The sequence below is a fragment of the Streptomyces sp. SD15 genome (genome assembly GCF_054462255.1).
Genome location: NZ_JBTLMO010000041.1, coordinates 55,555 through 79,377, shown reverse-complemented (window position 1 = coordinate 79,377; position 23,823 = coordinate 55,555). Strand labels below are relative to the sequence as shown.

Below are 23,823 nucleotides of genomic sequence, written 5' to 3'. Positions count from 1 at the left end.
CGTGTCGAGCAGCGCACCGACTTCGACAAGCTGATCGTCGACGTCGAGACCAAGCAGGCCATGCGTCCGCGTGACGCCATGGCGTCGGCCGGTAAGACCCTGGTCGAGCTCTTCGGGCTCGCCCGCGAACTCAACATCGACGCCGAGGGCATCGACGTGGGTCCGTCCCCCACGGACGCCGCCCTCGCTGCCGATCTGGTGCTGCCGATCGAGGAGCTCGACCTCACCGTTCGGTCGTACAACTGCCTCAAGCGTGAGGGCGTCCACTCCGTGGGTGAGCTCGTGGCGCGTTCCGAGGCCGACCTGCTGGACATCCGCAACTTCGGTGCGAAGTCCATCGACGAGGTCAAGGCGAAGCTGGCCGACATGGGCCTGGCCCTCAAGGACAGCCCGCCCGGATTCAACCCGACCGCCGCCGCTGACACCTTTGGTGCGGGCAATGACGTGGATGCGGGCTTTGGGGAGACCGAGCAGTACTGAACGCTGCGCGACGGCCGGGTCACGGGGGGGCCGGGAAAGCAGAGGAGCCGGTGGTGAGGGGACGGAGCAGGTCAGCCACCCAGGCCCGCGTCGCAGCAGGTCACGGGGCCCGCTGGCCTCTTCCGGAACAACTGACCACGACGGAACCCGCGCACCGCGCGCTGCTGCCCTCTTCACCAGTGCACCACCATCAGCCGCACAGGGCGCAGTCCGACTCGGTAGGGCACCACCCTGGAGGGGCTTGGTCATCAATCAGGTGAACCCGTGAAACACGAGGGTGCGACCGACGGGCTCGCGGCTTACGGAAGCCCGGGGCCAAACCCACGCCTTTGTCGATTCCTCGGCGCGGAAACCGTTCGCCAGACAGGCGAGCGCTCTGCTTGGCTCGCCCCATGAGCGATCTCCACATCCGCTGCGCCACCCTCGCGGACATCGACACCGTGCTGCGGTTCTGGCGTGAAGCCACGGAAGGAACCAGCATCAGCGACGACCACGACGGAGTGGCCCGACTCCTCACACGAGACCCCGAAGCCCTGCTCCTCGCCGAGCGCGACGACCTCCTCACAGGAACCGTCATAGCCGGCTTCGACGGATGGCGATGCTCCGCCTACCGACTTGCCGTACACCCGAACCACCGCCGACAAGGCATCGCCACCGCCCTGCTCGAAGCCGCCGAACAACGCTTCGCCGCCCTGGGCGGGCGACGCGTCGACGCCATGGTCCTGGAAGCCAACGAACGCGCACACCACACCTGGGCCGCGGCTGACTACCATCGCGAGGACCACTGGCGGCGCTGGGTCAAGCCCCTGTAGGCACGGACGGGGAAGCTTGTGAGCAGCCGAGATTCGACGGCTGGCACTGCCATCCGTACCGGCTCGCGGTGCATCCCGACCGGCGTCGGCTGGGCATCGGCTCGACGCTTCTCACCGCCGCCGAGGAGCGGCTCGTACGGCTCGGCGGGCGCCGTGGGAACGCGATGGTGCTCCAGCGGAACGAGACCGCGCAGCATGCGTGGCGGGCCGCCGGGTACGCGCCCGAGGGGCAGCGGCGCTGGTGGGTGAAGCCGCTCGCCGACTGAACGGGGCCCACCCCCGAAGAGACCCTTTGCCCATCCTTTTACCATTGGGGGATCGATCAATCCGTCGATCCCCCAATCGAAAGGTGTGAGCGTCCGCCCATGGGCGAGCCTCCCAGTACCCGACATCGCGCGATCCTCCGGCCCCTGTCCGACCATGGGACGGAGGTGACCCGATGACCGAAGCGCTGCTCCTTCTGGTGGCGATTCTGCTCTCCCTGGCCTGTGGCGGCTTCGTCGCGGCGGAGTTCTCGCTGACCACGGTCGAGCGCAGCGAGCTGGTGCGCGCCGTCGAACGCGGCGAGCGCGGTGCGTCGGGAGCCCTCAAGGCGGTACGGAACCTCACTTTCCAGCTCTCCGGCGCCCAGCTCGGCATCACCGTCACCAACCTGGTCGTCGGCATGCTCGCCGAGTCGTCCATCGCCAAGCTGATCGCGGGTCCGCTGGAGTCGATCGGCGTGTCGAGCTCCGCGTCGCACTCCGTGGCACTCGTCATCGGTACGGCGCTGTCGACGGTCTTCCTCATGGTCGTCGGCGAGCTCGTGCCCAAGAACTGGGCGATCTCCTCGCCACTCGCCGTGGCCAAGCGGGTGGCGACGCCACAGCGCTGGTTCAGCGCCTCGTTCCGCCCGTTCATCACGCATCTCAACAACACCGCGAACCATGTCGTACGCCGTTTCGGCCTCGAGCCCGCCGAGGAGCTGGCCTCCGCGCGCGGACCCCAGGAGCTGGTGGCCCTTGCCCGGCACTCCGCCAAACAGGGCGCTCTGGAAGCAGACACCGCCGAACTGTTCGTGCGCACCCTCAATCTCGCGGACCTCACGGCGGAGAACGTGATGACCCCGCGGGTCCAGGTCATCGCGCTGGACGTCCAGGCGACCTGCGAGGACGTGGCGAACGCGACGCGGGCGACGGGCCTGTCCCGTTTCCCCGTCTACCGCGGCAATCTCGACTCGGTCGTCGGCATCGCGCACATCAAGGACGTACTGACCGTCCCCGCCGAACGCCGGACGCAGACACGTGTCGCCCAGGTCATGCGCGAGCCGCTGCTCGTCCCGGAGTCACTGACCGTCGACCGGTTGATGGATCGACTGGGGGGCAAACGCACCATGGCCGTGATCATCGACGAGTACGGCGGCACCGCCGGGGTCGCCACCCTGGAGGACATCGTGGAGGAGGTCGTCGGCGAGGTCCGCGACGAGCACGACCCGCACGAGACGCCCGACCTCGCCCCGGCCGGCACGGACGACGAGGGGCGCGCGCTGCACTCGGCCGACGGATCCGCCCGCACCGACCACCTGGCACGCGTCGGACTGCGCGTGCCCGACGGCCCGTACGAGACGCTGGCCGGTTTCATGGCGACCGGGCTCGGCCGCATTCCCGCGGTCGGGGACACCCTCGAGATCGCCGGATGGCGGCTCGAAGTGGTGGACGCCTCGGGGCGGCGGGCCGCACGGGTGCTGCTGCACGCGCCGCGCGACGAGGAGGAGGGGAAGCGATGACCGCCGTACAACTGCTGATCGGCTTTGCGACGCTGGTCGTGAACGCCTTCTTCGTGGGCGCCGAGTTCGCACTGATCTCGGTGCGCCGCAGTCAGATCGAACCGCATTCCGAGCGGGGCGACCGGCGGGCACGCAGTGTGCTGTGGGGTCTGGAGCACGTGTCCGCGCTGATGGCCGCCGCACAGCTGGGCATCACCCTGTGCACGCTGGTCCTCGGCGTCGTGGCCGAGCCCGCTATCGCGCACCTGCTGGAACCGGTGTTCCACGCGGTGGGGGTGTCGCAGAGCGCGGGCCACGTCGTCTCGTTCGTGATCGCGCTCGCCCTGGCGACTTATCTGCACATGCTGCTCGGCGAGATGGTGCCGAAGAACATCGCGCTCGCGGAGCCGGTGCGCACCGTGCTGCTGCTCGGCCCGCCGCTGGTGGCGCTCTCGCGCGCGTTGCGCCCAGTGATCTTCACGATCAACGCCTTCGCGAACGGGCTGCTGAAACTGCTGCGGGTCGAGACGAAAAACGAGGTCTCCGCGACCTTCTCCGACGACGAACTCGCCCGCCTGGTCAAGGACTCCACCGCCGCCGGGCTCATCGACGACCGCGCCCAGGAGCGGCTGCACGACGCACTGGAGCTGGGCCGCCGCCCCGTGCGCGACGTCGTGCTCCCGCTGGAATCCCTCGTCTACGCGCGCGTGGGCGTCACTCCGGAGGAGTTGGAGCGACTGTCCGCCGAGTCCGGTTTCTCCCGCTTCCCCGTGGTGGACGAGGGGCGCCGCATCGTGGGCTATCTGCACGTCAAGGACGCGCTGGACGCGATGCCGCGCGACCTGCCGTTCCGGGTACAAGACATGCGGCCCATCGCGCGCGTCCGGGAGAGCACCCCGCTGGACGACGTACTGACGGCGATGCGGCGCAGTCGTACGCACCTCGCGGCGGTCATGGGCAGCGACGGGCGGCTCGCGGGGCTGGTGACGATGGAGGACGTCCTGAGGGAGCTGTTCGGCCAGCCGGCATGAGCACCGCCGGGCCGCCCGCGGTAAGGGCGGCCCGACCTACCGACGAGTAGGCGCGCGGGTTACCATCTTTCCCGCCATGCAGACGAATGCCACATACACCAGTCTTGTCGCGATCGGCGACTCCTTCACCGAGGGCATGTCGGACCTGCTGCCCGACGGCTCCTACCGCGGCTGGGCCGATCTCCTCGCGAGCCGGATGGCCGCGCGAACGCCCGGTTTCCAGTACGCCAACCTCGCGGTGCGCGGCAAGCTCATCGGACAGATCGTCGAGGAACAGGTGGACGTGGCGGCTGCCATGCGGCCCGACGTGATCACCCTCGTGGGCGGGCTCAACGACACGCTGCGGCCCAAGGTCGACATGGAGCGCGTCCGCGGGCTCCTGGAGGAGGCCGTGGAGCGGCTCGCCCCCGCCTGCAAGCAGCTCGTCCTGATGCGCAGCCCCGGCCGCAACGGCCCGGTACTCGAACGGTTCCGGCCGCGCATGGAGGAACTCTTCGCCTGCGTCGAGGACCTCGCCGAGCGGCACGGCGCGCTGGTCGTCGACCTGTACGGGGCGCCCTCGCTCGCCGACCCCCGCCTGTGGGACGTGGACCGGCTGCACCTGACGGCCGAGGGACACCGCCGGGTCGCGGAGGCCGTGTGGCAGACGCTGGGCTACGAGCCGCAGGACGCGGACTGGCGTACGCCGATGCCGCCCACGGCGCCGCCCGGATGGGTCGCCCGCCGCACCGCCGACGCCCGCTTCGCCAAGCAGCACCTCCTGCCGTGGGTCGGGCGACGGCTGACGGGCCGCTCATCGGGGGACGGCCGGACAGGCGCCCAGTTTAGCGCTGAGCTGGGCAAAGCCTTCTGGATCAGCCCTGCGGACCACACAAACCCCGGCCCCGTGACGGACTGGCGACAGGTGGGGCCCTAACTCGGAGCCCCGCCCGGCTGCCATGCACCGATTAAACGCGGGGCGCCGCCTCCCTCCCTGCCATCGCCCGCTGTTGTTCACCGATCCGCGGATGGCGTCGTGGCCTCCCAATCCACGTCGCCCGATCGGACCGAAAGGTCACACCGGTCTCGCCGGGCACCCCGTCAGCCTCCCACCAGAGCCGCGCGGAGCGCGAGGAACTGTGGAAGTGCCTCGACTACCTCCGGCCCGGCGACACCCTGGTGGTGCCCTCCCTCGACCGGTTGGGCCGCTCGATCCAAGACCTGATCTCCATCGTCTCTGGGCTGCGCAAGCGCGGCGTCGGCTTCCAGTCGCTCCACGAGGCGCTGGACACCACGACTCCGGGCGGTCGCTTGGTCTTCCCCGTGTTCGCGGCGCTCGCGGAGTTCATCCGTGAGCTCATCGTGCAGGGCACCCACGAAGGTCTGGCGGCGGCACGCGCGCGTGGGGAGCGCATTGGGCGGCCGCCGGCCATGACCGCAGAGCAGACCCGCCATGCTCGCGCGCTGCTCGCGCAGCCGGAGAACACCATCACGTCGATTGCAAAGCTACTCGGAGTCTCCCGAACGACCCTCTACAAGTACGTGCCGGAGCTGGCGGCCGGCCGGGACTCCCTGGTGACCGGTGACGCGCCCACCGCGTTGCCTGCTCCGCGCTGACCGGACTTGTTCACCCCGGCGGACTCGTTGGTACCCGGGCAGACGCCGGTCCAGGAGGCGAGGTGCTGAGCGGAGGCGAACTGAGCCATGTCGCCGCCGGTCTCGGCGATGACGATCTCAGCGGCCGTCCGGCCGATTCCGGGGATGGTGTCGAGGTTGTCCAGGTCCGTCTCCTCGGAGGCGAGCATCGACGCGATGCGGGCGTCGAGCATCTCGACAGTGCGGTTGAGACGGGCGATCTCGTCCAGGTAGTGGCGGACCATGAAGGCGTGGTGGTCGGTGAACTCCCCCTCCAGCGCCTCGATCAGGGCGGGGATCTTGCTGCGGGCCTTGCCGACCGCGAGGTCCGCGAGACGGGCTGGGTCCCGCTCCCCGGCCACGAGCGCTTCGAGGATGGTGCGACCGGTGAGACCGACCAGGTCGGTCAGGACGGAGCTGAGCTTCATCCCGGTGTCCTCGAGTTCCTTCTCCAGCCGCTGGGCCTGCGCCCCCGCGGCCCGGACGGTCTCGGTCCTGCTACGGGTCAGATCCCGCAGCTCCCGGACCCGCCGCTGGGGCACGAAGGAGCCCATCACCATCCCGGAGGCGCCGGCCCGGGCGAGGAACGCCGCGTCACTCGGATCGCTCTTGCGCCCCCGGATCCCCTTCAGGTGCGCGGGGTTGACCAGCATCAGGTTCAGATGCGGCTGCAGCACGTAGTAGACGCAGCGCCAGTAGTCGGAGGTCGCCTCCATCACCACGACCTCGACCCGCCGCTCGGTGAGCCACTCCAGCAGCCGGAGCGTCTCCGCGCGTGTGGTGCCGAAACGCTCGGTCTCCAGGCGCCAGCTGCCGGCCCGCTTGGGGCTCGGAGTCCGCGCGCAGGCCACCAGGAACCGCTTGCCCAGGTCCACCCCCGCCGACCGCAGATGAATGACCTCGTCCTTCACATCCTGCCGGGTCATGGCCTCTTCCCCTCCCGCGCGGCGCGTGCTGCCCAGCGGGTGCCCCGGAGGGATCAAGGGAAGGAGCGGAGTGGTGCCGGAGTGGCCTTTTTATCCCGTAGTCCGGGACCGCGGCACCGTGTGGGCCGCCAACCAGGGCCCGCGCCTCCATAGAGGTGCGCCATGATCCGTCGCTGTCTCCCGGTGTTGCTGTCAGCCGTTGCTGTCACTGCCGTTCGCCTCGCACCGCCCGGCGACGGCCGGGGCTACGGCGAGACCCGCAGACACCCGGCAACCTGCGACGGCGTGACCCCGGCAGCGAACATCTCGGCGGCCTCGAACCGCACCCCCTCCCGCTGGGCCCGCTGCTTCGCGGTCAGGCCGCCCCCATCGGGATACCTCATACCTCCGGGGTACACCCATCAGCAGCCACACGTCACCCCGAAGCGAAATCCTCAGTACCCGTCTGCTTTGGGCGGATTTACTCATCCGGTGCGCGCCGGAGAAGGGCGGTGTCAAGCCCACCGGCTGACACCGCCCTCGGCACCCTCCCGACGACGTGCGCCCGGAGATCACCGTCACCGCAGCCGGACGCTGAGTTCAAGGGGCTCCCGGCGCATCCGTCGACCGAGAGAGAACAGAACTTGTGCACCACGGCATAGCCCCCAAGGAGCCCCGTAGAGGGCAGAGGAGCCCGAGATCGAGAACTCCCAGCGTCGCGCGGCACTGCCTGGTCGTCAGTAGCAGACCTCCTCGTAGTACCAGTTGCCGTACCCGTCTTCCTCGTAGTACCAATCGCAGACGTAGGTGGGCGACTGCGTCGCATGCGTCGTAGCACGGGCACTGGACGTGGTGGCCGCCGAGGCCGGGGCGCTCGACACAGCCACGAGTCCGCCGACGAGCATGGCGGACGCAGCTCCGGCCGTCAGAGCCCGCTTCATACGGTTAAGCATCATGGATCTCCCCTTCACTGAACGTTTTCCACCTGATTGCGGTGGGGCCTGAGCTCCAGTAAGCGCGGCCATGAGGGCCATCGTCATGACACGTAAAATCGTGACTTGACACCCAAAGGAGGTGATTGGTTCAGTAGCGGGGTCGCTAACGTTAGCGACCCTTGACGCTAGCGCTAGCGGCTCTTCGGGGTCCTGAGCTGGGCCCCCTCTGGGCCCTCCGACGACGACCGACAACGACCAACGACGACCAACAACGACCGCCCCGGCGGCGTCCTCGGCGGCCCAGCAGGCGGCAGCAGCAGGCGGAGGCGCAGCTGATCGGCGTGGGGGTCGGGGTGCTGGTAAGAACTGCGTCACCCGCCGCAAACGAGCGACTTTGCAGGCTCGACGCCACAGGCTTGGATCCTGGGGAGTTCTCGTTTTCCCGGGCTGTTCCTGTACCGGCGCCGCAGGATGGACGGCATGGCAACGGGGGAGAACACGCAGGCGGTCGCGGAGCCGCCTGGGCTGGTGGAGCGAGCGTGGGGCGGGGCCGGCAGGGTGCGGGCTCGGATGGTGGCGCGGTGGAGGCGTCCGGCGTTCGAGCGGGCGCGGAGCGCTGCGAAGGGTATCCACGAGGACACGGCCGGAGCGGCGGCGGTGTGGTGTCGCACGGCCGGTGACGGTGGGGGTGCGAGAGTCGGTGCGGGCGTTCCACCGGGGGCGGAAGGTTCCCAGCCCGTATCAGCGGGCGGCGGCCCTCTATGTGGTCGCGGTGGGCTTCGTGCTTGTGGTGAAGGCGGTGCACGCTGCGGTGCCCGTGCTGCCGGGGTTCGTGACGAGGCAGGCGGATAGGTTCACCACCGCGGTCACACACACGTCGGCACTTTTCGTGCCGATTCAATTCGGCGTCGCGGTGTTGTTCACGGTCATGGCGCTGATGATGGTGCTCCTGGTCTGGTTGATCGCGGTGGGCTTGGTCTCCTTCGCGTTCAAGGTGGAGGTGCGCGGGTTCAGGCCGGTCGTGGCGGTCCTGGGCGCGGTCAGGGCGTGCGGGTCCGTGTACGGCACAGCCGGGCCGCAGCGGACCGATGGTCTGTGGAGCTTTGCCGTGTCCATGGAGGGCGTCAGGAGGCGGTTGCGGCGCGCGCACCGGGTCCGGGGGACCCGGCCCTATCGTGGTGGCCGCCGGAAGGCGGTGCGGGCCCACGTGCGCCGCGTCGTACACACAGGCCGTGGGACGCCACGGGCTCGCATGCTGATCAACGCGGCCCTGCTCGCCCAGGTGCCCGCCCTGCGCGGCAAGACACTGGCGTGCTGGTGCGCGCCCGAGCTGTGCCACGGCGACATCCTGGCCGAGATCGCGGACGGCTCGACGGCGGGCCCTCGGCCTGCCTGAGCGCTCACTCCCACGGGTGGCCCCCGGTGGCGCGGACGCGCCCGTGCCTGCTTGCTGGACCGAGAGCGGCATCGGGAGAGAAAGCGAGTGCCCATGGAGCCGAAGGAGGAGCGGTTGCGGACGCCGCGGGCCGCCGGCCTGGCGGGGGCGGTGTTCGCGGTACTGCTGGCGGTCGCCATCGTGCTGGTGCGGATCTCCATCCCCGCGGGGGACGCCGCCGGCGCGGCGGTCGATCCGGACATGCGGTGGGCGGTGCGTACGGCACTGGAGATCATCCCGTTCGCGGGAATCTTCTTCCTGTGGTTCATGGGCGCCCTGCGCGCACAGGTCGGCGCAGCCGAGGACAGATTCATCGCCACCGCGTTCCTGGGCAGTGGGCTGGTGTTCGTCGCCACCATGTTCGGTGCCGGTGCCGCGGCCGGGACCGTACTGAACGAGACTCAGCCCTCGGGCTTCGGCCGCCACTTCGCGTACACACTGATGACGACGTACGCGCTCCGGATGGCGGCGGTGTTCATCTTCACCACCTCGACCATCGGGCACCGCCTCGGCGTCTTCCCCCGTCCGCTCGCCGTCTTCGGGTACCTCGTGGGTCTTGTCCTGCTCCTTGTGGGGGCCGGCCTGCCCTGGTCCGAGCTGGCCTTCCCGGTCTGGGCACTGGTCGTCAGCATCCATATTCTCCGCGTCGGTCTGCCCGAGTCGCCCCCCACCAGCGACACGGAGTGAGCCGTCCTCCCATCGGCCGCACCTGGTGAGCGGCTGCGCGCCGTCTCGCCCATGCTGGGAGCGAGGGGGCGAGACGGGACCACGGAAAGGCTGATCCTCGGTGAGGCTTGTCGTCGATCTCAACCGATGCCAGGGCTACGCGCAGTGCGCGTTCCTCGCTCCTGACGTTTTCTCCATGCACGGAGACGAGTCGTTGCTCTACGACCCGCAGGCCGACGAGCAGGGACGCGACGAAGTGGAGCGCGCCGTCGCCGCGTGCCCCGTCCAGGCCATCCTCGTCGAGGCGGACACCGTGGACGAGGCCCCCGGACCCGACCGGGAGGCGACCGGTGCGCAGTGACGGATACCTGGACCGGTTCAAGCGCGAAGGGCGCATCGTCGTCGTCGGCGCCTCGCTGGCGGGGCTGCGGGCCGCGGAGACCTTGCGTGCGGAGGGCTTCACGGGCTCGCTCACGATGATCGGGGACGAGCCGTACGAACCGTACGACCGCCCCCCGCTGTCCAAGCAGGTCCTGCTGGGCAAAGCGACTGCCGACCGCACCCTCCTGCCCCGGCGCCGGGACATCGACGCGCGGTGGCGCCTCGGGGTGCCGGCCACCGGTCTCGACATGGCGGCCAGGCGGGTACGGCTGGCCGACGGCGACGAAGTGGAGTACGACCGGCTGCTCATCGCCACCGGTGTGCGGGCCAGACCCTGGCCTCAGGAGAACGAGGCGGAGCTCGACGGGGTGTTCGTGCTGCGGACCCGCGACGACGCCGAGGCGCTGGAGCGCGCGCTCGCGCAGGGGCCCCGCCGGGTGCTCGTCATCGGCGCCGGGTTCACCGGCTCGGAGATCGCCTCCGCCTGCCGGGAACGCGGGATCGCGGTCACCGTGGCCGAACGGGGCGCCGCGCCCCTGGTCGGTGCACTCGGCGGAGTCATCGGCGAGGTCGCGGCCGAGCTGCACCGCGAGCACGGCGTCGACCTGCGCTGCGGCGTCATGGTGACCGGCCTGGAGGGCGACTCGGCGGGACGCGTCCGCGCCGCGCATCTGTCCGACGGGAACACCGTCGACGCCGATGTGGTGGTCGTGTCCCTGGGCGCCATGCGCAACACCGAATGGCTCGCCGGATCCGAACTCGGCGCGGGCCCCCGGGGCATCGCGTGTGACGCCGGCTGCCGGGCCTTCGACATCCGGGGCATCGTGACCGACGACATCTTCGTGGCCGGGGACGTCGCACGATCCCCGCATCCGCTGTTCGGATACCAGTTCCTGTCCCTGGAGCACTGGGGCAACGCCGTTTCCCAGGCCGAGACCGCGGCACACAACATGGTGAGCGAAAGCGCGGACCGCCGCCCCCACATCTGGGTGCCCGCCTTCTGGTCCTCCCAGTTCGGCGTGAACATCAAGTCCGTGGGGGTGCCGTCGATGGGAACGGAGATCCTCGTCGCGCAGGGCTCCCTCAGAGAGCGCAGATTCACCGGCGTATACGGCTATCAGGGGCGCGTCATCGCCGCCGTCACCTTCGACCAGTCGAAGTGGCTGCAGTTCTACCAGCAGCTCATCGAGACCACAGCGCCGTTCCCGCCGCCCTTCCCCACGGTGGACCGTCGCCCGGAGGGGCAGCAGCCGATGCCCGCGGACTTCCCCGACCCGTCCGTGCCCACGCACGGCCCGACCGTCACCCTCAGCGGATATTCGCCGGACGACCGGCGGCTGACGTTCACTCCCGGCCGGCACTGATCCGACGCTCACGAGGACGCACCATGACGCAAGCCATCCTGCGGCAGATTCTCGACTACACCCACCGTGCCAACCCGTATCCGCTGTACGAGGAGCTCCGCAGAACGCCGGTGCTCCACGACGCGGACGGGCCGTACGTCGTCAGCGGGTACTACGACATCCAGAGCCTTCTGCACGATCCACGGATCAGCTCGGACGCCCGCAATCTGAAGGCGGCGGCGAGCGAGCCCCTGGCCGGCGAGGAGGAGGAGACGGCCCTGCCGCCGAGCTTCCTGCGGCTCGACCCGCCGGAGCACGACCGGCTGCGGAGGATGACGAACCGGCCCTTCGGGCCGCCGCACTGCCCGCGACGTGTCTACGAGATGAGCGGCGAGCTGCACGACATCGTCTCCGGGCTCATCGACGGTATCGGCGACACGGAGCGGATCGATCTGGTCGACCAGTTCTCGTATCCCTTCCCGGTGACCGTGATCTGCAGGCTGCTGGGAGTGCCGCCGGAGGACGAGGCACGCTTCCACACCTGGGCGGACACCCTCGCCGCCGGCCTGGACCCCGACCCGGACGCCGATCCCGACGAGCGCGCCAAGGTGACGCAGAGCGCCCGCATGGAGCTGGGCATGTATCTGTCCGGGCTCATCGAGGAACGCCGCAAGAAGCCCGGCGACGACATGCTGTCGGAGCTGGCCACCGGGCATGGGCCGGACGGCGCCATGACGACGATGGAACTCCTGAGCAGCGCGGTACTTCTGCTGGTCGCCGGTCATGAGACGACGGTCAACCTCATCACCAACGGCATGCTGACCCTGCTGCGCAACCCCGACGTCCTCGGGCGGCTGCGCGAGGACCCGAAGCTGTCGGTCCCCATCGTCGAGGAGTTGCTTCGCTTCGAGCCACCGGTGCAGCTTCTGCCGCAACGCACCACACTCACCGACATCGAGGTCCGTGGCGTCACCATCCCCAAGGGCGCGTCGCTGTGGCTGGTGCTGGCCGCGGGAAACCGTGACCCCGACCGCTTCAAGGATCCAGAGCGGTTCGACCCGGACCGCGGGGACATCCAGCACCTGGGCTTCGGCAGCGGCATCCACGGCTGCTTCGGCGCCCCGCTGGCCCGGCTGGAGGCGCAGCTCGCACTGAGCGAGCTGGCCCGCAGGCTTGAGAACCCCCGGCTGCTGGAGGACCCACCCCCCTACCGGCAGAACGCGGTCCTGCGCGGCCCGCGCCATCTGCCGATCGCCTGCGACGGCATCCGCCCGTAGGGCGAGGCGGCCTACCGGCAACCGCCCGTAGCTTCGACACGGCCTACCGGCAACCGCCCGTAGCTTCGACACGGCCTGCCGGCAACCGCCCGTAGCTTCGACACGGCCTGCCGGCATCCGCCCGTAGGCAAAGCGGCCCGACGGCATCCGCCCGTAGGGCTGGTCGGCTGCTGACCTGCGCTCTCTGGACCGTGCGGGCGTTCCCGGAGCCCCCCGGGACGCCGGGTAAACTCCGTCCACGTGACTGCCGCGCCTGCAAAGCCCCGTATCCCCAACGTCCTCGCCGGACGCTACGCCTCCACCGAGCTCGCCACGCTCTGGTCCCCCGAGCAGAAGGTGAAGCTGGAGCGTCAGCTCTGGCTCGCCGTGCTGCGGGCGCAGAAGGACCTCGGGATCGAGGTGCCGGACGCCGCCCTCGCCGACTACGAGCGCGTGCTCGACCAGGTCGACCTGGCCTCGATCGCCGAGCGCGAGAAGGTCACGCGGCACGACGTGAAGGCGCGGATCGAGGAGTTCAACGACCTCGCCGGGCACGAGCACGTGCACAAGGGCATGACGTCCCGGGACCTCACCGAGAACGTCGAGCAGCTGCAGATCCGGCTCTCGCTCGAGCTGATGCGCGACCGCACGGTGGCCGTCCTGGCGCGGCTCGGGAAGCTCGCGGGCGAGTACGCCGAGCTGGTCATGGCCGGCCGCTCGCACAATGTCGCGGCGCAGGCGACCACCCTCGGCAAGCGGTTCGCGACCGCCGCCGACGAGCTGCTCGTCGCGTACGGACGGGTCGAGGAACTGCTCGGTCGCTACCCGCTGCGCGGCATCAAGGGCCCGGTCGGCACGGCCCAGGACATGCTGGACCTGCTCGGCGGCGACGCGGCGAAGCTCGCCGACCTGGAGCAGCGCATCGCCCGGCACCTCGGCTTCTCGCAGGCCTTCACCTCCGTCGGCCAGGTCTACCCGCGCTCGCTCGACTACGAGGTCGTGACCGCGCTGGTGCAGCTGGCGGCCGCCCCGTCCTCGACCGCCAAGACGATCCGGCTGATGGCCGGGCACGAGCTGGTGACCGAGGGCTTCAAGCCGGGCCAGGTCGGCTCCTCCGCGATGCCGCACAAGATGAACACCCGCTCCTGCGAGCGCGTCAACGGCCTGATGGTCATCCTGCGCGGCTACGCCTCGATGACCGGCGAGCTGGCGGGCGACCAGTGGAACGAGGGCGACGTGTCGTGCTCGGTCGTACGCCGGGTCGCGCTGCCCGACGCGTTCTTCGCGCTGGACGGTCTGCTGGAGACCTTCCTCACGGTCCTCGACGAGTTCGGTGCCTTCCCTGCCGTCGTCGCGCGCGAGCTGGACCGCTACCTGCCGTTCCTCGCGACGACCAAGGTCCTGATGGGCGCGGTACGCGCGGGCGTCGGCCGCGAGGTCGCGCACGAGGCGATCAAGGAGAACGCGGTCGCCTCGGCCCTCGCCATGCGCGAGCAGGGCACCGAGCGCAACGAGCTGCTCGACAAGCTCGCCGCGGACGAGCGCATCCCGCTGGACCGCGCACAGCTCGACGAACTGATGGCCGACAAGCTGTCCTTCACGGGCGCCGCCGCCGACCAGGTCGCCGTCGTCGTCGCTCGTATCGAGGAGATCGTGAAGCAGCACCCGGAGGCGGCGGGCTACACGCCGGGAGCGATCCTCTGACGCGGCTGACTGCCGCGGACCTCGAGGCCGCCCGCGACCGGCTCGTGCCGGACGTCGTCGCGGACGACGCCGACGGCGGCCTCCAGGTGCTTTTCTGCGGCATCAATCCGGGTCTGATGACAGCCGCCACGGGCCACCACTTCGCGCGGCCCGGCAACCGGTTCTGGCCCGTGCTGCACCTTGCCGGGTTCACGCCGCGGCTGCTGAAGCCGTCGGAGCAGGGCGAGTTGCCGTCGTACGGACTCGGCATCACGAACGTCGTCGCGCGCGCCACCGCTCGCGCCGACGAACTGACCGCCGAGGAGTACCGCGAGGGCGGACGACTGCTGACCGCCAAGGTGGCGCGGCTGCGGCCGCGCTGGCTGGCCGTGGTGGGTGTGACCGCGTACCGGGCGGCATTCGGTGACCGCAAGGCCGCCGTCGGTCCCCAGGAGCGGATGATCGGGGTCAGCAGGGTGTGGGTGCTGCCCAATCCCAGTGGGCTCAACGCGCATTGGACGGCGGCGACGATGGCGGAGGAGTTCGGGCGGTTGCGGACGGCTGCCGCCGAGGGGTGACAGGCTGTGCTCCTCGGGGAGTTCCGCGGAGCACAGCCGAACGATCGTGGCGAGTCGGCGGCGCGCGCTGGTCATGACACCCAGTGAAGCGGCTGCCACTGACAATGGGCGGGCCGTCACCAGGTCAGGCGTCGCGGCGCCGAATGCTCCACGCGCCGGCCACCAGGGCCCCCGCCGTCCAGACCGCGGTCACGGCGAGGCCCGTCCAGGCTCCGAGGACACCGTCCCACGTCTCGTGGAAGACCACCTGGCCCGCCTTGTCGGGCAGGAAGTCGGCCACGCCGGCCGACGCGGTCCCGACGACGAAGGAGACGATCAGGAGAAACGGGATCAGGATGCTCAGCGTGGCGACACCGCTGCGCAGGACGGCGGCGAGGCCGGCCGCGAACAGGGCCATCAGCGCCAGGTAGATGCCGCAGCCGACAACGCCACGCAGCCCCTCGCTCCAGGTCAGGCCGCTCGCCTTCGTCCCGAGAGTCGCCTTCCCCACAGCCAGGCTCACCGCTCCCGTGACCAGGCCGACGGCCAGCACGGGGATCGCGATCGCCACGGCCTTGGCCGCGAACCACCGCACCCGGTCGGGCATCGCGGCCAGCGACACCCGTAGCGCGCCGCCCTGGAACTCAGCCGAGACGGCCTGCGCGCCGAAGGTGATCGCCGCGATCTGTCCGAAGCTGACGCCGAAGAACGCCGAGAACAGTGGGTCGAACTCCTCGCCCTCGGAGTCGAGTCCGGCGATCGCGGAGAACAGCGCGGTGGCGAGAACGACGCCGCACAGGGCTCCGACCATCGACCGCAGGGTCCGGATCTTGATCCACTCCGCGCGGAGTGCGGGTGCGAATGTCATGGTCAGGCCTCCTGAGGCTGCGTCGGGGACGGCGCGGCGGCGAACTCGGTCTCGGTGGCCGTCAGATCCAGGTAAGCCTGTTCCAACGTGCCTTCCTCCGCCGCAAGTTCGAGGACAGTCACGCCCGCGGCCGAGGTGAGGTGTCCGATGTCCTCCACGCGTGCGTGGAACACGGTCCAGCGTCCGTCCTCGCCCTCGACGGCCTCGATGCCGTGGTCCGCGAACAGGCCGCCCAGAGCGCCGCCGTCGGTGGTGCGCACCCGTACGCGGGGCTGCACGCGCGCGTCGATGAATCCCCGCATGGGCGTGTCGGCGAGCAGTCGTCCCCGGCCGAGGACGACGAGGTGGTCGGCGAAGGACGCGGTCTCGTTCATGAGGTGGCTGGAGACGAGCACGGTGCGGCCCTCGCGGGCCAGTCCGCGCATCAACTCCCGCATCCAGATGATCCCTTCGGGATCGAGCCCGTTCGACGGTTCGTCGAGCAGCACGACGGGCGGGTCCCCGAGGAGCGCGCCCGCGACGCCCAGCCGCTGGCGCATTCCCAGGGAGTACGTCTTCACCCTGTGCCGCGCGACGGAGGCCAGCCCCACCTCCTCAAGGACCTCGTCCACGCGCCGCTCCGGGATGCGGTTGCTCGCGGCGAGTGCCCGCAGATGGTCACGGGCGGTCCGCGATCCGTGCGGGGCCTGCGCGTCGAGCAGAGCGCCGACGTGGCGCAGCGGCTCGTGGAGGGTGGCGTAGGCGCGGCCGCCGACGGTGGCGGTGCCGGACGTGGGCCGGTCCAGGCCGAGCACGAGCCGCATGGTGGTGGACTTTCCGGCGCCGTTGGGACCGAGGAAGCCGGTGACGCGGCCGGGGAGGACGCTGAAGGTGAGCTGGTCCACGGCGCGCGTGCTGCCGTACTCCTTGGTGAGGTCTTGGACGTCGATGCTGGTCATGGCCCCAGCCTGGCCGCCGGTGAGGGGCCGTCACCTCCCCCGCGGGGGGACTCCGTCTCCCCCACCCGGGGGAAGCCTGTTGTCAGTGCGGCCTGTCACGATGACGCAATGGCCCGTTTTCTGCGCCCGCTGCTCCAGGGGACGACGTACACGCGTTTTTTGCACCTGTGGGTGCCGATGCTGTTCACCAGTGTGTGGCTGTTCATCGACATGTCGAAGCCATGGGTGCCCGCGGTGCTTCTGATTCCGTTGGGGCTGATTCCGGCCGTACGGCGGGGCGAGGGCGTGCAGGCGCAGTTCATGCTGGCGCGGGGCGGCGGGGAGGCGGCGTTCTCGGTCGCTCCATCGGCCACGTGGCGGGACCGGTGGAGGACCGTGCTCTGGCTGGAAATCCGGCTGGTGGGCGGGTGGGTGACTTGTGGGCTCAGTGTCTGGCTGCCACTGATCTCCGCCGAGCTGATCAACGTGTCTTTGGGCCATCCGACGACCGACAACCCCTTCGTGCCGGTCTCGCACCCGCACTGGGCCTACGCACTGCTCTTCCCCTTCCCGCTGCTCGCCCTGTACGGCGCGGTCATCGGCCTCGGCAAGCTGATCACGTCGATAGCGCGCCGTCTCCTCGGCCCCTCCCCCAGCGAGCGGCTCGCCGCCCTGGAGGAGCGCACCGAGCAGCTCCTGGAGCGCAACCGCATTGCCCGTGAGCTGCACGACTCCATCGGTCACGCGCTGACCGTCGCGGTGGTGCAGGCGGGTGCGGCGCGGGCGGCCGGCGACCCCGCGTTCACCGACCGGGCCCTGTGCGCCATCGAGGACACCGGCCGGGCTGCGTTGGAGGACCTGGAGCGGGTGCTCGGCGTGCTGCGGGAGGCGGAGCGTCCGGTGAGCAGCCGCCCCACGCTGACCGAGGCCGACAGGCTCCTGGAGTCGGCGCGCGCTTCCGGTGCCAAGGTCGAGGCCGAGGTGACGGGTCCCGTGGAGACCGTGCCGGGTCCGGTGTCCCGCGAGGGATACCGCATCCTGCAGGAATCACTCACGAATGTCCTCAGGCATGCGGGGAGCGTCCCGGCCCGGGTCTGTATAGAGGTCCAGGACGGCAGGCTCGTCCTGGAGGTCCGCAATCCGCTCACCGCGGAGATATCGGGGCCCGGCCGGGGCAGCGGGCTGCGCGGGATACGGGAGCGTGCGGCACTGCTCGGCGGGCGTGCGCGGACGGGTCCGGACGCGGGTGACTGGCAGGTGCATGTAGAGCTGCCGCTGCGCTGATCTACGCTGGCCGGATGCCGGTCACCGTGCTCCTTGTCGACGACGAACCCCTCGTACGCGCTGGTCTGCGGGCCGTCCTGGAGGCCCAGCCCGACATCGAGGTCGTCGGGGAGGCGGCCGACGGTGCCGCGGTGATCCCGCTGGTACGGCAGCTACGGCCCGATGTCGTCGCCATGGACGTACGGATGCCCCTGATGGACGGCATCGAGGCCACCCGCGCGGTGCTGCGGACTGTGGCCGATCCGCCGAAGATCCTCGTGGTGACGACGTTCGAGAACGACGAGTACGTCTACGAGGCGCTGCGCGCGGGTGCCGACGGGTTCCTGCTGAAACGGGCGCGGCCCGCCGAGATCGTGCACGCGGTGCGGCTGGTCGCCGAGGGCGAGTCGCTGCTGTTTCCGTCCTCCGTACGGCAGTTGGCCGCCGAGTACGGGGACGGCGCCGGCAATTCCGCGGCGCGGGCGGCCATGGCGCGGGCCGCGCTGACCGAGCGGGAGGCGGAAGTACTGCGGCTGATGGCCCGGGGGCTGTCGAACGCGGAGATCGCGGCGCGGCTGATCGTCGGGACCGAGACGGTCAAGTCCCACGTCAGTGCCGTACTGGGGAAGCTGGGGGCCCGGGATCGTACGCAGGCGGTCATCGCGGCGTACGAGTCCGGTTTCGTGGCCCCGGGCTGACAGCGACCCGTCGGTGGCAAAGGGGGTCCCCGGCTCTCGCCGGAGTGCGCGGTGCCGAGTACGATCCGGCCAACACGCGCACGAGCTGGGAGGACGGACGTTGGGGCGGTTGACCGGCGGGGACCCCTCTCTGCTGCGGAGGATCAATTCCGCGGTGGTGCTGCACGCGCTGCGGTCCACGGATTGCGCGACGCTCACCGAGATCACCCGGGTGACCGGATTGTCCCGGCCCACGGTCGAGGGCGTCGTCGAGGGGCTGGCCGAGGCCGGGCTCGTGGTCGAGACGGCAGCCGAGGACGGCGCCGCGCGGCGCCAGGGCCGCCCGGCGCGGCGGTTCCGGTTCCGGGCCGAGGCAGGTCATCTGCTGGGCCTGGAGATCGGCCCGCACCGCGTCGCCGGGCTCCTCGCCGATCTGGACGGCCGGGTGCTGGGTGCCATGTCCAAGGACGTGGACGAGACCGCGTCGGCGGACGAGCGCCTCGAGCGGCTGCGTACGGCGGTCGCCGACCTGCTGCGCCGGGCGGGCGTCGCCCGTAGCTCGCTGCGGGCGGTGGGGGTGGGCAGCCCCGGGATCGTCGAGGCGGACGGCACCGTACGTCTGGGCACGGCGCTGCCGGAGTGGACGGGGCTGCGGCTGGGCGACCGGCTGAGCCGTTCCTTCAAGTGCCCCGTCCTCGTCGAGAACGACGCCAACACGGCGGCGGTCGCGGAGCACTGGAAGGGCTCGGCCACGGAGTCCGACGACGTCGTGTTCGTCCTGGCCGGACTGAGTCCGGGAGCCGGTTCACTGATCGGCGGGCGACTGCACCGGGGGTACGGGGGCGCCGCCGGAGAGATCGGGGCCCTGCATCTGCTGGGCCGCGGGGTGACGCCCGAGACTCTTCTGTCGACCACGGACAAGCCGCTGCATCCGCTGGACGAGCAGGCGGTCGCCGAGGTTTTCGCGCTCGCCAAGGGCGGCGACCAGCAGGCCCGCGCGGCGGTCGACCGCTTCATCCAGCGCCTCGTGCACGACGTGGCGGCCCTCGTCCTCGCCCTCGACCCCGAGCTGGTCGTCATCGGCGGCTGGGCGGCCGGTCTGGACGGCGTACTGGAGCCGCTGCGGCGCGAGTTGGCGCGCTACTGCCTGCGGCCGCCCAAGGTGGCACTCTCGCTGCTGGGCGAGGCGGCCGTGTCGACGGGGGCGCTGCGGTTGGCCCTCGATCATGTGGAGGAGCAGCTGTTTGCGGTGGAGGGAACGGTCACGGCACGCCGCTGAGCGGAACGGACGCTGGCGAAGAAACGTCACGCCCCGGAGTGCTCCGGGGCATGACGGGTGCGGCTCGGGCGTGCGGTGGCCTGTCGGCTCAGGAAGCCCGGCGCTCCGGGTCGTGGTGGATCTCCACGCCACCGGAGTCGCCGAAGGTCAGTCGGCAGGTGTCGGCGCGGTACGTGGCCACGGAGACGGCCGCCGTGCGCCCCCCGGCGAAGAAGCGGGTGGTGACGACGAGGACGGGCGCCCCGGGCAGCCGGTCGAGTTCCCTGGCGTCGTCCGCGCGGGCCGAGCCGAGCTCCACGGCGCGGTCCTGGCTCTCCATGTCGAGGCGCTGCAGCTCGCGCAGCACGGCACGCGCACGTGCCGCCCCCGAGGGCGTGTCGATGGCGGAGAGGTCGGGCACCGAGGACGCCGGGATGTAGAGCAGCTCGGCGGCGACCGGCTGGCCGTGGGTCACCCGGGAGCGGCGCACGGTGTGCACCTGCTCGTCGCGGCCCGTCTCCAGGAAGTCGGCCACCGCCGTGGGCGGGGCCGCCACCGTGCAGTCCACGGGCTGCCAGGCGTCGCCGACCGCGCCCGGCCACACATGCTGCTCGGATCCGACGGCCACGCCCACGCGCGGCGGCGCGACAGTCGTGCCCACCCCGCGGCGGCGCTGGAGACGCCCTTCCAGCTCGAGCTGCTCGAGAGCCTGGCGGAGTGTGGCACGGGCGACGCCGAACCTGGCGGCGAGATCGCGCTCGTTGGGCAGAATCTCGCCCACGGAGAATTCGGAGTCCAGTGCCTCACTGAGCACCGTCCTGAGATGCCAGTACTTAGGCTCCGGCACCGTTTCCAGCTGCGTGGTCCCCACCCTGTCCTCCGCAATCGCCGTGACCCGGCGGCGTTTTAGCGCCCTTGTTTATTAAAGGTTCCTGCACTATCCCTGCGACCATATGACCGCCCCCACCCTTGGTCAAGACCAATCCTCGATCCCTTACGGATTGCACCGGCGCCTTGTCGCAGAGCGTTCACAGGGCGTTCGTGCTGGGCCATGTGCGTGACGCGACGCCGAAAGCCCCCGTCCGGAAGGCGGGGGCTTTCGGCGTCGCACGGAGATCGGTCCGGAGTACCTACCGGTCGCCCAGGGACACCAGCTTTTCCGGGTTGCGCACGACGTAGATGCACCGGATCCGGCCCTCCACGACGTCCAGCTGGAAGACGCTGTCGGGCTTGTCCTGGGACAGGACCAGGAGCGCGGTGCCGCCGTTGAGCTCCAGGAGGCGGCACGACAGGTCGGGGACGCCCTTCTCGGCGACGCCGTAGAGGAAGCGGCCCACCTTGTCGGCGGACTCGAGAACCCGCAGTGGCGCCTTGGCCAGTCCGCCACTGTCGCCGACCAGGCGGACGTCCGGGGCCAGCAGGGACACGAGCCCCTCCAGGTCTCCCTCGGCCGCCGCGGCGAGGAACCGCTCGGTCAGATCACGGCGTTCGGCCGGGTCGACCTCGTAGCGCGGCCGCCGTTCCTCGACGTGCTTGCGCGCCCGTCCGGCGAGTTGGCGCACCGCGGGCTCGCCGCGGTCGAGGACGGCGGCGATGTCCGCGTACGGGTAGCCGAACGCCTCTCTGAGGACGAACACCGCGCGTTCCAGGGGCGACAGGGACTCCAGGACGACGAGGACGGCGAGTGAGACGGAGTCGGCGAGCACAGCCCGCTCCGCCGTGTCCGGGACGGTGTCCCCGAAGTCGGTGACGTACGGCTCCGGGAGCCACGGTCCCACGTACGCCTCTTTGCGCGACTGCACCTGGCGCAGCCGGTCGATGGCGAGGCGGGTGGTGACGCGCACGAGGTAGCCGCGCGGTTCGCGCACTTCGGCCCGATCGGCTCCGGACCAGCGCAGCCAGGCTTCCTGGACCACGTCCTCCGCGTCGGCCACCCGCCCGAGCATGCGGTAGGCGACGCCCATCAGGACGGGGCGTTGCGCTTCGAAGACATCGGTCGCGGTGTCGGTGGCCACGGTTCCATCCCATCCGACACATCCCGGCGTGTCCAGGGTGGAATCGGCACGCGCGCGCCGCGTCGTTTCCGGACGGCACGCGCGCGTGCGTCACGCGGTTCGTGGCCACCGGGGGCTACCCGCCGGTAGCAGTTGCTGACAAGCTGTCTACCTGACTGCGAACTCGGTTCGTCAGCACGTCATCAGAAAGCGCGTCATCAAAAAGCGTGTCACCAGAAGAGGAGCAGCATCATGTCCGCCACGGTCTCCTTCAGTCTCCCCTCCGCGCACGGCCCGCGGACCGTGACCCTCTCCTACGCGCGCGTGGGCACCGGAGAACCGCTGCTCCTGCTGCACGGCATCGGCCACCACCGGCAGGCCTGGGACCCGGTCATCCATCTCCTGGCCGCCGAACGCGAGGTGATAGCCGTCGACCTACCCGGCTTCGGCGACTCCCCCGCGCTGCCCGACGGACTCACGCACGACCTCGCCACGGTGGTGCCCGCGCTCGGCGCGCTGTGCGAGGCGCTGGAGATCGAACGTCCCCATGTGGCGGGCAACTCCCTGGGCGGGCTCCTGGCCCTGGAGTTGGGCCGCGAGAAACTCGTACGGTCCGTCACCGCGCTCTCGCCCGCCGGTTTCTGGTCGCCGGTCGAGCGGCGGTACGCCTTCGGCGTGCTGATCGCGATGCGGCAGGCCGCGCGCCGTCTGCCGCTCCCGGTGGTCGAGCGGCTCTCGCGCACGGCGGCCGGGCGAACCGTTCTCACGAGCACCATCTACGCCCGTCCCGGCCGCCGTTCACCCGAAGCCGTCGTCGCCGAGACCCTCGCGCTGGCCCACGCCGAGGGATTCGCCGAGACTCTCCGGGCCGGCTCCGCCGTCCAGTTCACGGACGACCTCCCGGGGCTGCCCGTCACGGTGGCCTGGGGCACCCGTGACCGGCTGCTGGTGCGCCGCCAGGGGATCCGCGCCAAGCACATCATTCCCCGCGCCCGGCTGGTGCGACTGCCCGGCTGCGGCCATGTCCCGATGAACGACGACCCCGCGCTCGTCGCCCGCGTCATTCTCGACGGCAGTCGCTGAAGGCTCCGCAGATACGGACGTACGGCGCCCGGTGAGGCCCGACGCACCGGATCCCAGGGCGACTCCGGCGCCGACCAGCGCACTGCCCACGGCCTGTGCGGCGCCGTACGCGCCGGTGTCGACGAGCGGCGCGGTGCAGGCCGCCGCGACGGGGATCAGGCCGGAGAAGAGCGTGGCGCGCTCCGCGCCGATGCGCTGCATGCCCATGTACCAGCACACGAAGCCGACGACCGTGACGACCACCGTCTGCCACAGCAGCGCGGTGGCCTCGGTGGCGTCCGGCGTCCGAAGCCATGCGCCGCCGTCGGTGAGCACCCCGGCCACCGCCGACTCGACCGCGGCGATCCCGCAGACGGTGGCCGACAGCAGCCGTGGCCCGAGGGGGCGCAGCACGGGCACGGCGAGGACGGCGAAGCCCACCTCTCCGACCAGCGCGCACAGGGAGTACGCGAGGCCCGCCCCGTCGGTGCGACCCCAGCCCTGGACGGTGAAGGCGCCCAACGCGACGAGCGACGCCCCGTACAGGATCGGGCGGCGCGGGCGGCGGCGCTCGAGAAGGGGCACGACAACGGCCACGACGACCGGAGCGCAGCCCACGAAGACCCCTGGAACCGCCGGTTCCGCGGTGCGTTCCGCGGCGATCACGGCGAGGTTGAAACCGACCATGCCCACCGCGGCGAGCAGCGCGAGGCGCACCCACTGGTGTGGCGCGAGTCGTCGCAACGGCGCCGCACCACCCCGGCCGACCAGTGGCAGGAGCAGCACACAGGCGAGGCCGTAGCGCAGGAACTGGCCGCCCGCGTACGGGTAGTGGACCAGGACGCTGTTGGCGGTGAAGGATCCTCCGACGAGGACACAGGCGAGGGCGGCGAGCAGCGACCCCCGGGTGGTGGCGTTCATGGTGGTGACGTTATGAACGGG

General features: G+C 70.8%; 23 protein-coding genes and 3 pseudogenes. 18 read left to right on the top strand and 8 right to left on the bottom strand.

The window, feature by feature from the left end; all coding sequences use genetic code 11:
• From ACX28W_RS32265 to ACX28W_RS32235, 7 genes and pseudogenes are all read left to right on the top strand, one after another.
• Positions 1-480: DNA-directed RNA polymerase subunit alpha C-terminal domain-containing protein (locus ACX28W_RS32265; RefSeq protein WP_459003456.1), on the top strand; the 480-nt coding region annotated here is incomplete at its 5' end.
• Positions 481-872: 392 nt separating this feature from the next.
• Entirely contained in the window at positions 873-1,292 is a 420-nt protein-coding gene (locus tag ACX28W_RS32260; protein WP_459003454.1) for a GNAT family N-acetyltransferase, read from the top strand.
• Between the two features lie 32 nt (positions 1,293-1,324).
• A pseudogene (locus ACX28W_RS32255) lies at positions 1,325-1,558 on the top strand (GNAT family N-acetyltransferase); the annotation flags it as partial.
• A gap of 173 nt (positions 1,559-1,731) precedes the next feature.
• The gene (locus ACX28W_RS32250) at positions 1,732-3,057 is read left to right on the top strand and encodes a hemolysin family protein (RefSeq protein WP_459003453.1); all 1,326 of its coding nucleotides are present in this window, start codon (positions 1,732-1,734) and stop codon (positions 3,055-3,057) included.
• Entirely contained in the window at positions 3,054-4,067 is a 1,014-nt protein-coding gene (locus ACX28W_RS32245) for a hemolysin family protein (RefSeq protein ID WP_459003451.1), read from the top strand. The genes ACX28W_RS32250 and ACX28W_RS32245 overlap by 4 nt, the downstream gene beginning before the upstream one ends.
• A 76-nt stretch (positions 4,068-4,143) precedes the next feature.
• The gene (locus ACX28W_RS32240) at positions 4,144-4,983 is read left to right on the top strand and encodes an SGNH/GDSL hydrolase family protein (RefSeq protein WP_459003449.1); all 840 of its coding nucleotides are present in this window, start codon (positions 4,144-4,146) and stop codon (positions 4,981-4,983) included.
• A gap of 62 nt (positions 4,984-5,045) precedes the next feature.
• Positions 5,046-5,663 carry a recombinase family protein gene (locus tag ACX28W_RS32235; RefSeq protein WP_459003468.1) on the top strand — a complete coding sequence of 206 codons (618 nt, stop codon included), beginning with the start codon at positions 5,046-5,048 and terminating at the stop codon, positions 5,661-5,663.
• Here ACX28W_RS32235 and ACX28W_RS32230 read toward each other — a convergent pair.
• The 3 genes and pseudogenes from ACX28W_RS32230 to ACX28W_RS32220 all read right to left on the bottom strand — a co-directional run bounded on the left by ACX28W_RS32230 (position 5,579) and on the right by ACX28W_RS32220 (position 7,542).
• The gene (locus ACX28W_RS32230; protein WP_459003448.1) at positions 5,579-6,607 is read right to left on the bottom strand and encodes an IS110 family RNA-guided transposase; all 1,029 of its coding nucleotides are present in this window, start codon (positions 6,605-6,607) and stop codon (positions 5,579-5,581) included. The two genes, ACX28W_RS32235 and ACX28W_RS32230, sit on opposite strands and share 85 nt — an antisense overlap.
• A gap of 251 nt (positions 6,608-6,858) precedes the next feature.
• Positions 6,859-6,990 (bottom strand): annotated as a pseudogene (locus tag ACX28W_RS32225) (IS630 family transposase); the annotation flags it as partial.
• A gap of 333 nt (positions 6,991-7,323) precedes the next feature.
• On the bottom strand, positions 7,324-7,542 hold the full coding sequence (locus ACX28W_RS32220; protein ID WP_459003446.1) for a hypothetical protein: 219 nt from the start codon (positions 7,540-7,542) through the stop codon (positions 7,324-7,326).
• Between the two features lie 907 nt (positions 7,543-8,449).
• Between ACX28W_RS32220 and ACX28W_RS32215 the strand changes: the two genes are divergently transcribed.
• From ACX28W_RS32215 to mug, 7 genes are all read left to right on the top strand, one after another.
• On the top strand, positions 8,450-8,917 hold the full coding sequence (locus tag ACX28W_RS32215) for a DUF4326 domain-containing protein (protein WP_459003466.1): 468 nt from the start codon (positions 8,450-8,452) through the stop codon (positions 8,915-8,917).
• Positions 8,918-9,010: 93 nt separating this feature from the next.
• Positions 9,011-9,643, top strand: a complete 633-nt coding sequence (locus tag ACX28W_RS32210) for a hypothetical protein (RefSeq protein ID WP_459003464.1) — start codon at positions 9,011-9,013, stop codon at positions 9,641-9,643.
• A 100-nt stretch (positions 9,644-9,743) separates the two neighbouring features.
• A complete protein-coding gene (locus tag ACX28W_RS32205) occupies positions 9,744-9,983 on the top strand; it encodes a ferredoxin (protein ID WP_459003445.1) in 240 nt (79 codons plus the stop codon).
• A complete protein-coding gene (locus ACX28W_RS32200; RefSeq protein ID WP_459003444.1) occupies positions 9,973-11,367 on the top strand; it encodes an NAD(P)/FAD-dependent oxidoreductase in 1,395 nt (464 codons plus the stop codon). Before ACX28W_RS32205 ends, ACX28W_RS32200 begins: the two co-directional genes overlap by 11 nt.
• Positions 11,368-11,390: 23 nt before the next feature.
• The gene (locus tag ACX28W_RS32195) at positions 11,391-12,623 is read left to right on the top strand and encodes a cytochrome P450 (protein WP_459003443.1); all 1,233 of its coding nucleotides are present in this window, start codon (positions 11,391-11,393) and stop codon (positions 12,621-12,623) included.
• Positions 12,624-12,863: 240 nt separating this feature from the next.
• On the top strand, positions 12,864-14,306 hold the full coding sequence (gene purB / locus ACX28W_RS32190; RefSeq protein ID WP_459003442.1) for an adenylosuccinate lyase: 1,443 nt from the start codon (positions 12,864-12,866) through the stop codon (positions 14,304-14,306).
• A 44-nt stretch (positions 14,307-14,350) separates the two neighbouring features.
• A complete protein-coding gene (gene mug / locus ACX28W_RS32185) occupies positions 14,351-14,863 on the top strand; it encodes a G/U mismatch-specific DNA glycosylase (protein WP_459003440.1) in 513 nt (170 codons plus the stop codon).
• Positions 14,864-14,987: 124 nt separating this feature from the next.
• Here mug and ACX28W_RS32180 read toward each other — a convergent pair whose 3' ends face one another.
• Positions 14,988-15,710 (bottom strand): ABC transporter permease, encoded by a 723-nt coding sequence (locus ACX28W_RS32180; RefSeq protein WP_459003439.1) that lies wholly within the window; start codon positions 15,708-15,710, stop codon positions 14,988-14,990.
• A 2-nt stretch (positions 15,711-15,712) separates the two neighbouring features.
• The gene (locus ACX28W_RS32175) at positions 15,713-16,648 is read right to left on the bottom strand and encodes an ABC transporter ATP-binding protein (protein ID WP_459003437.1); all 936 of its coding nucleotides are present in this window, start codon (positions 16,646-16,648) and stop codon (positions 15,713-15,715) included.
• A 108-nt stretch (positions 16,649-16,756) separates the two neighbouring features.
• On the opposite strand from ACX28W_RS32175, the gene ACX28W_RS32170 reads away from it, so the two are divergent.
• From ACX28W_RS32170 to ACX28W_RS32160, 3 genes are all read left to right on the top strand, one after another.
• The gene (locus ACX28W_RS32170; RefSeq protein ID WP_459003435.1) at positions 16,757-17,911 is read left to right on the top strand and encodes a sensor histidine kinase; all 1,155 of its coding nucleotides are present in this window, start codon (positions 16,757-16,759) and stop codon (positions 17,909-17,911) included.
• Between the two features lie 14 nt (positions 17,912-17,925).
• Positions 17,926-18,588 carry a response regulator transcription factor gene (locus tag ACX28W_RS32165; protein WP_459003434.1) on the top strand — a complete coding sequence of 221 codons (663 nt, stop codon included), beginning with the start codon at positions 17,926-17,928 and terminating at the stop codon, positions 18,586-18,588.
• Positions 18,589-18,688: 100 nt separating this feature from the next.
• Positions 18,689-19,846, top strand: coding sequence for an ROK family transcriptional regulator (locus ACX28W_RS32160; RefSeq protein ID WP_459003432.1), 1,158 nt, complete (start codon positions 18,689-18,691; stop codon positions 19,844-19,846).
• 88 nt (positions 19,847-19,934) lie between these two features.
• Here ACX28W_RS32160 and ACX28W_RS32155 read toward each other — a convergent pair whose 3' ends face one another.
• Positions 19,935-20,696 (bottom strand): GntR family transcriptional regulator, encoded by a 762-nt coding sequence (locus ACX28W_RS32155; RefSeq protein ID WP_459003430.1) that lies wholly within the window; start codon positions 20,694-20,696, stop codon positions 19,935-19,937.
• A gap of 259 nt (positions 20,697-20,955) precedes the next feature.
• On the bottom strand, positions 20,956-21,840 hold the full coding sequence (locus ACX28W_RS32150; RefSeq protein WP_459003429.1) for an RNA polymerase sigma-70 factor: 885 nt from the start codon (positions 21,838-21,840) through the stop codon (positions 20,956-20,958).
• A 231-nt stretch (positions 21,841-22,071) separates the two neighbouring features.
• Between ACX28W_RS32150 and ACX28W_RS32145 the strand changes: the two genes are divergently transcribed.
• Positions 22,072-22,902: an alpha/beta fold hydrolase gene (locus tag ACX28W_RS32145; RefSeq protein ID WP_459003427.1), complete on the top strand. Its 831-nt coding sequence runs from the start codon at positions 22,072-22,074 to the stop codon at positions 22,900-22,902.
• Between the two features lie 498 nt (positions 22,903-23,400).
• Here ACX28W_RS32145 and ACX28W_RS32140 read toward each other — a convergent pair.
• Positions 23,401-23,802, bottom strand: a pseudogene (locus ACX28W_RS32140) (EamA family transporter); the annotation flags it as partial.
• Positions 23,803-23,823 lie beyond the last annotated feature (21 nt).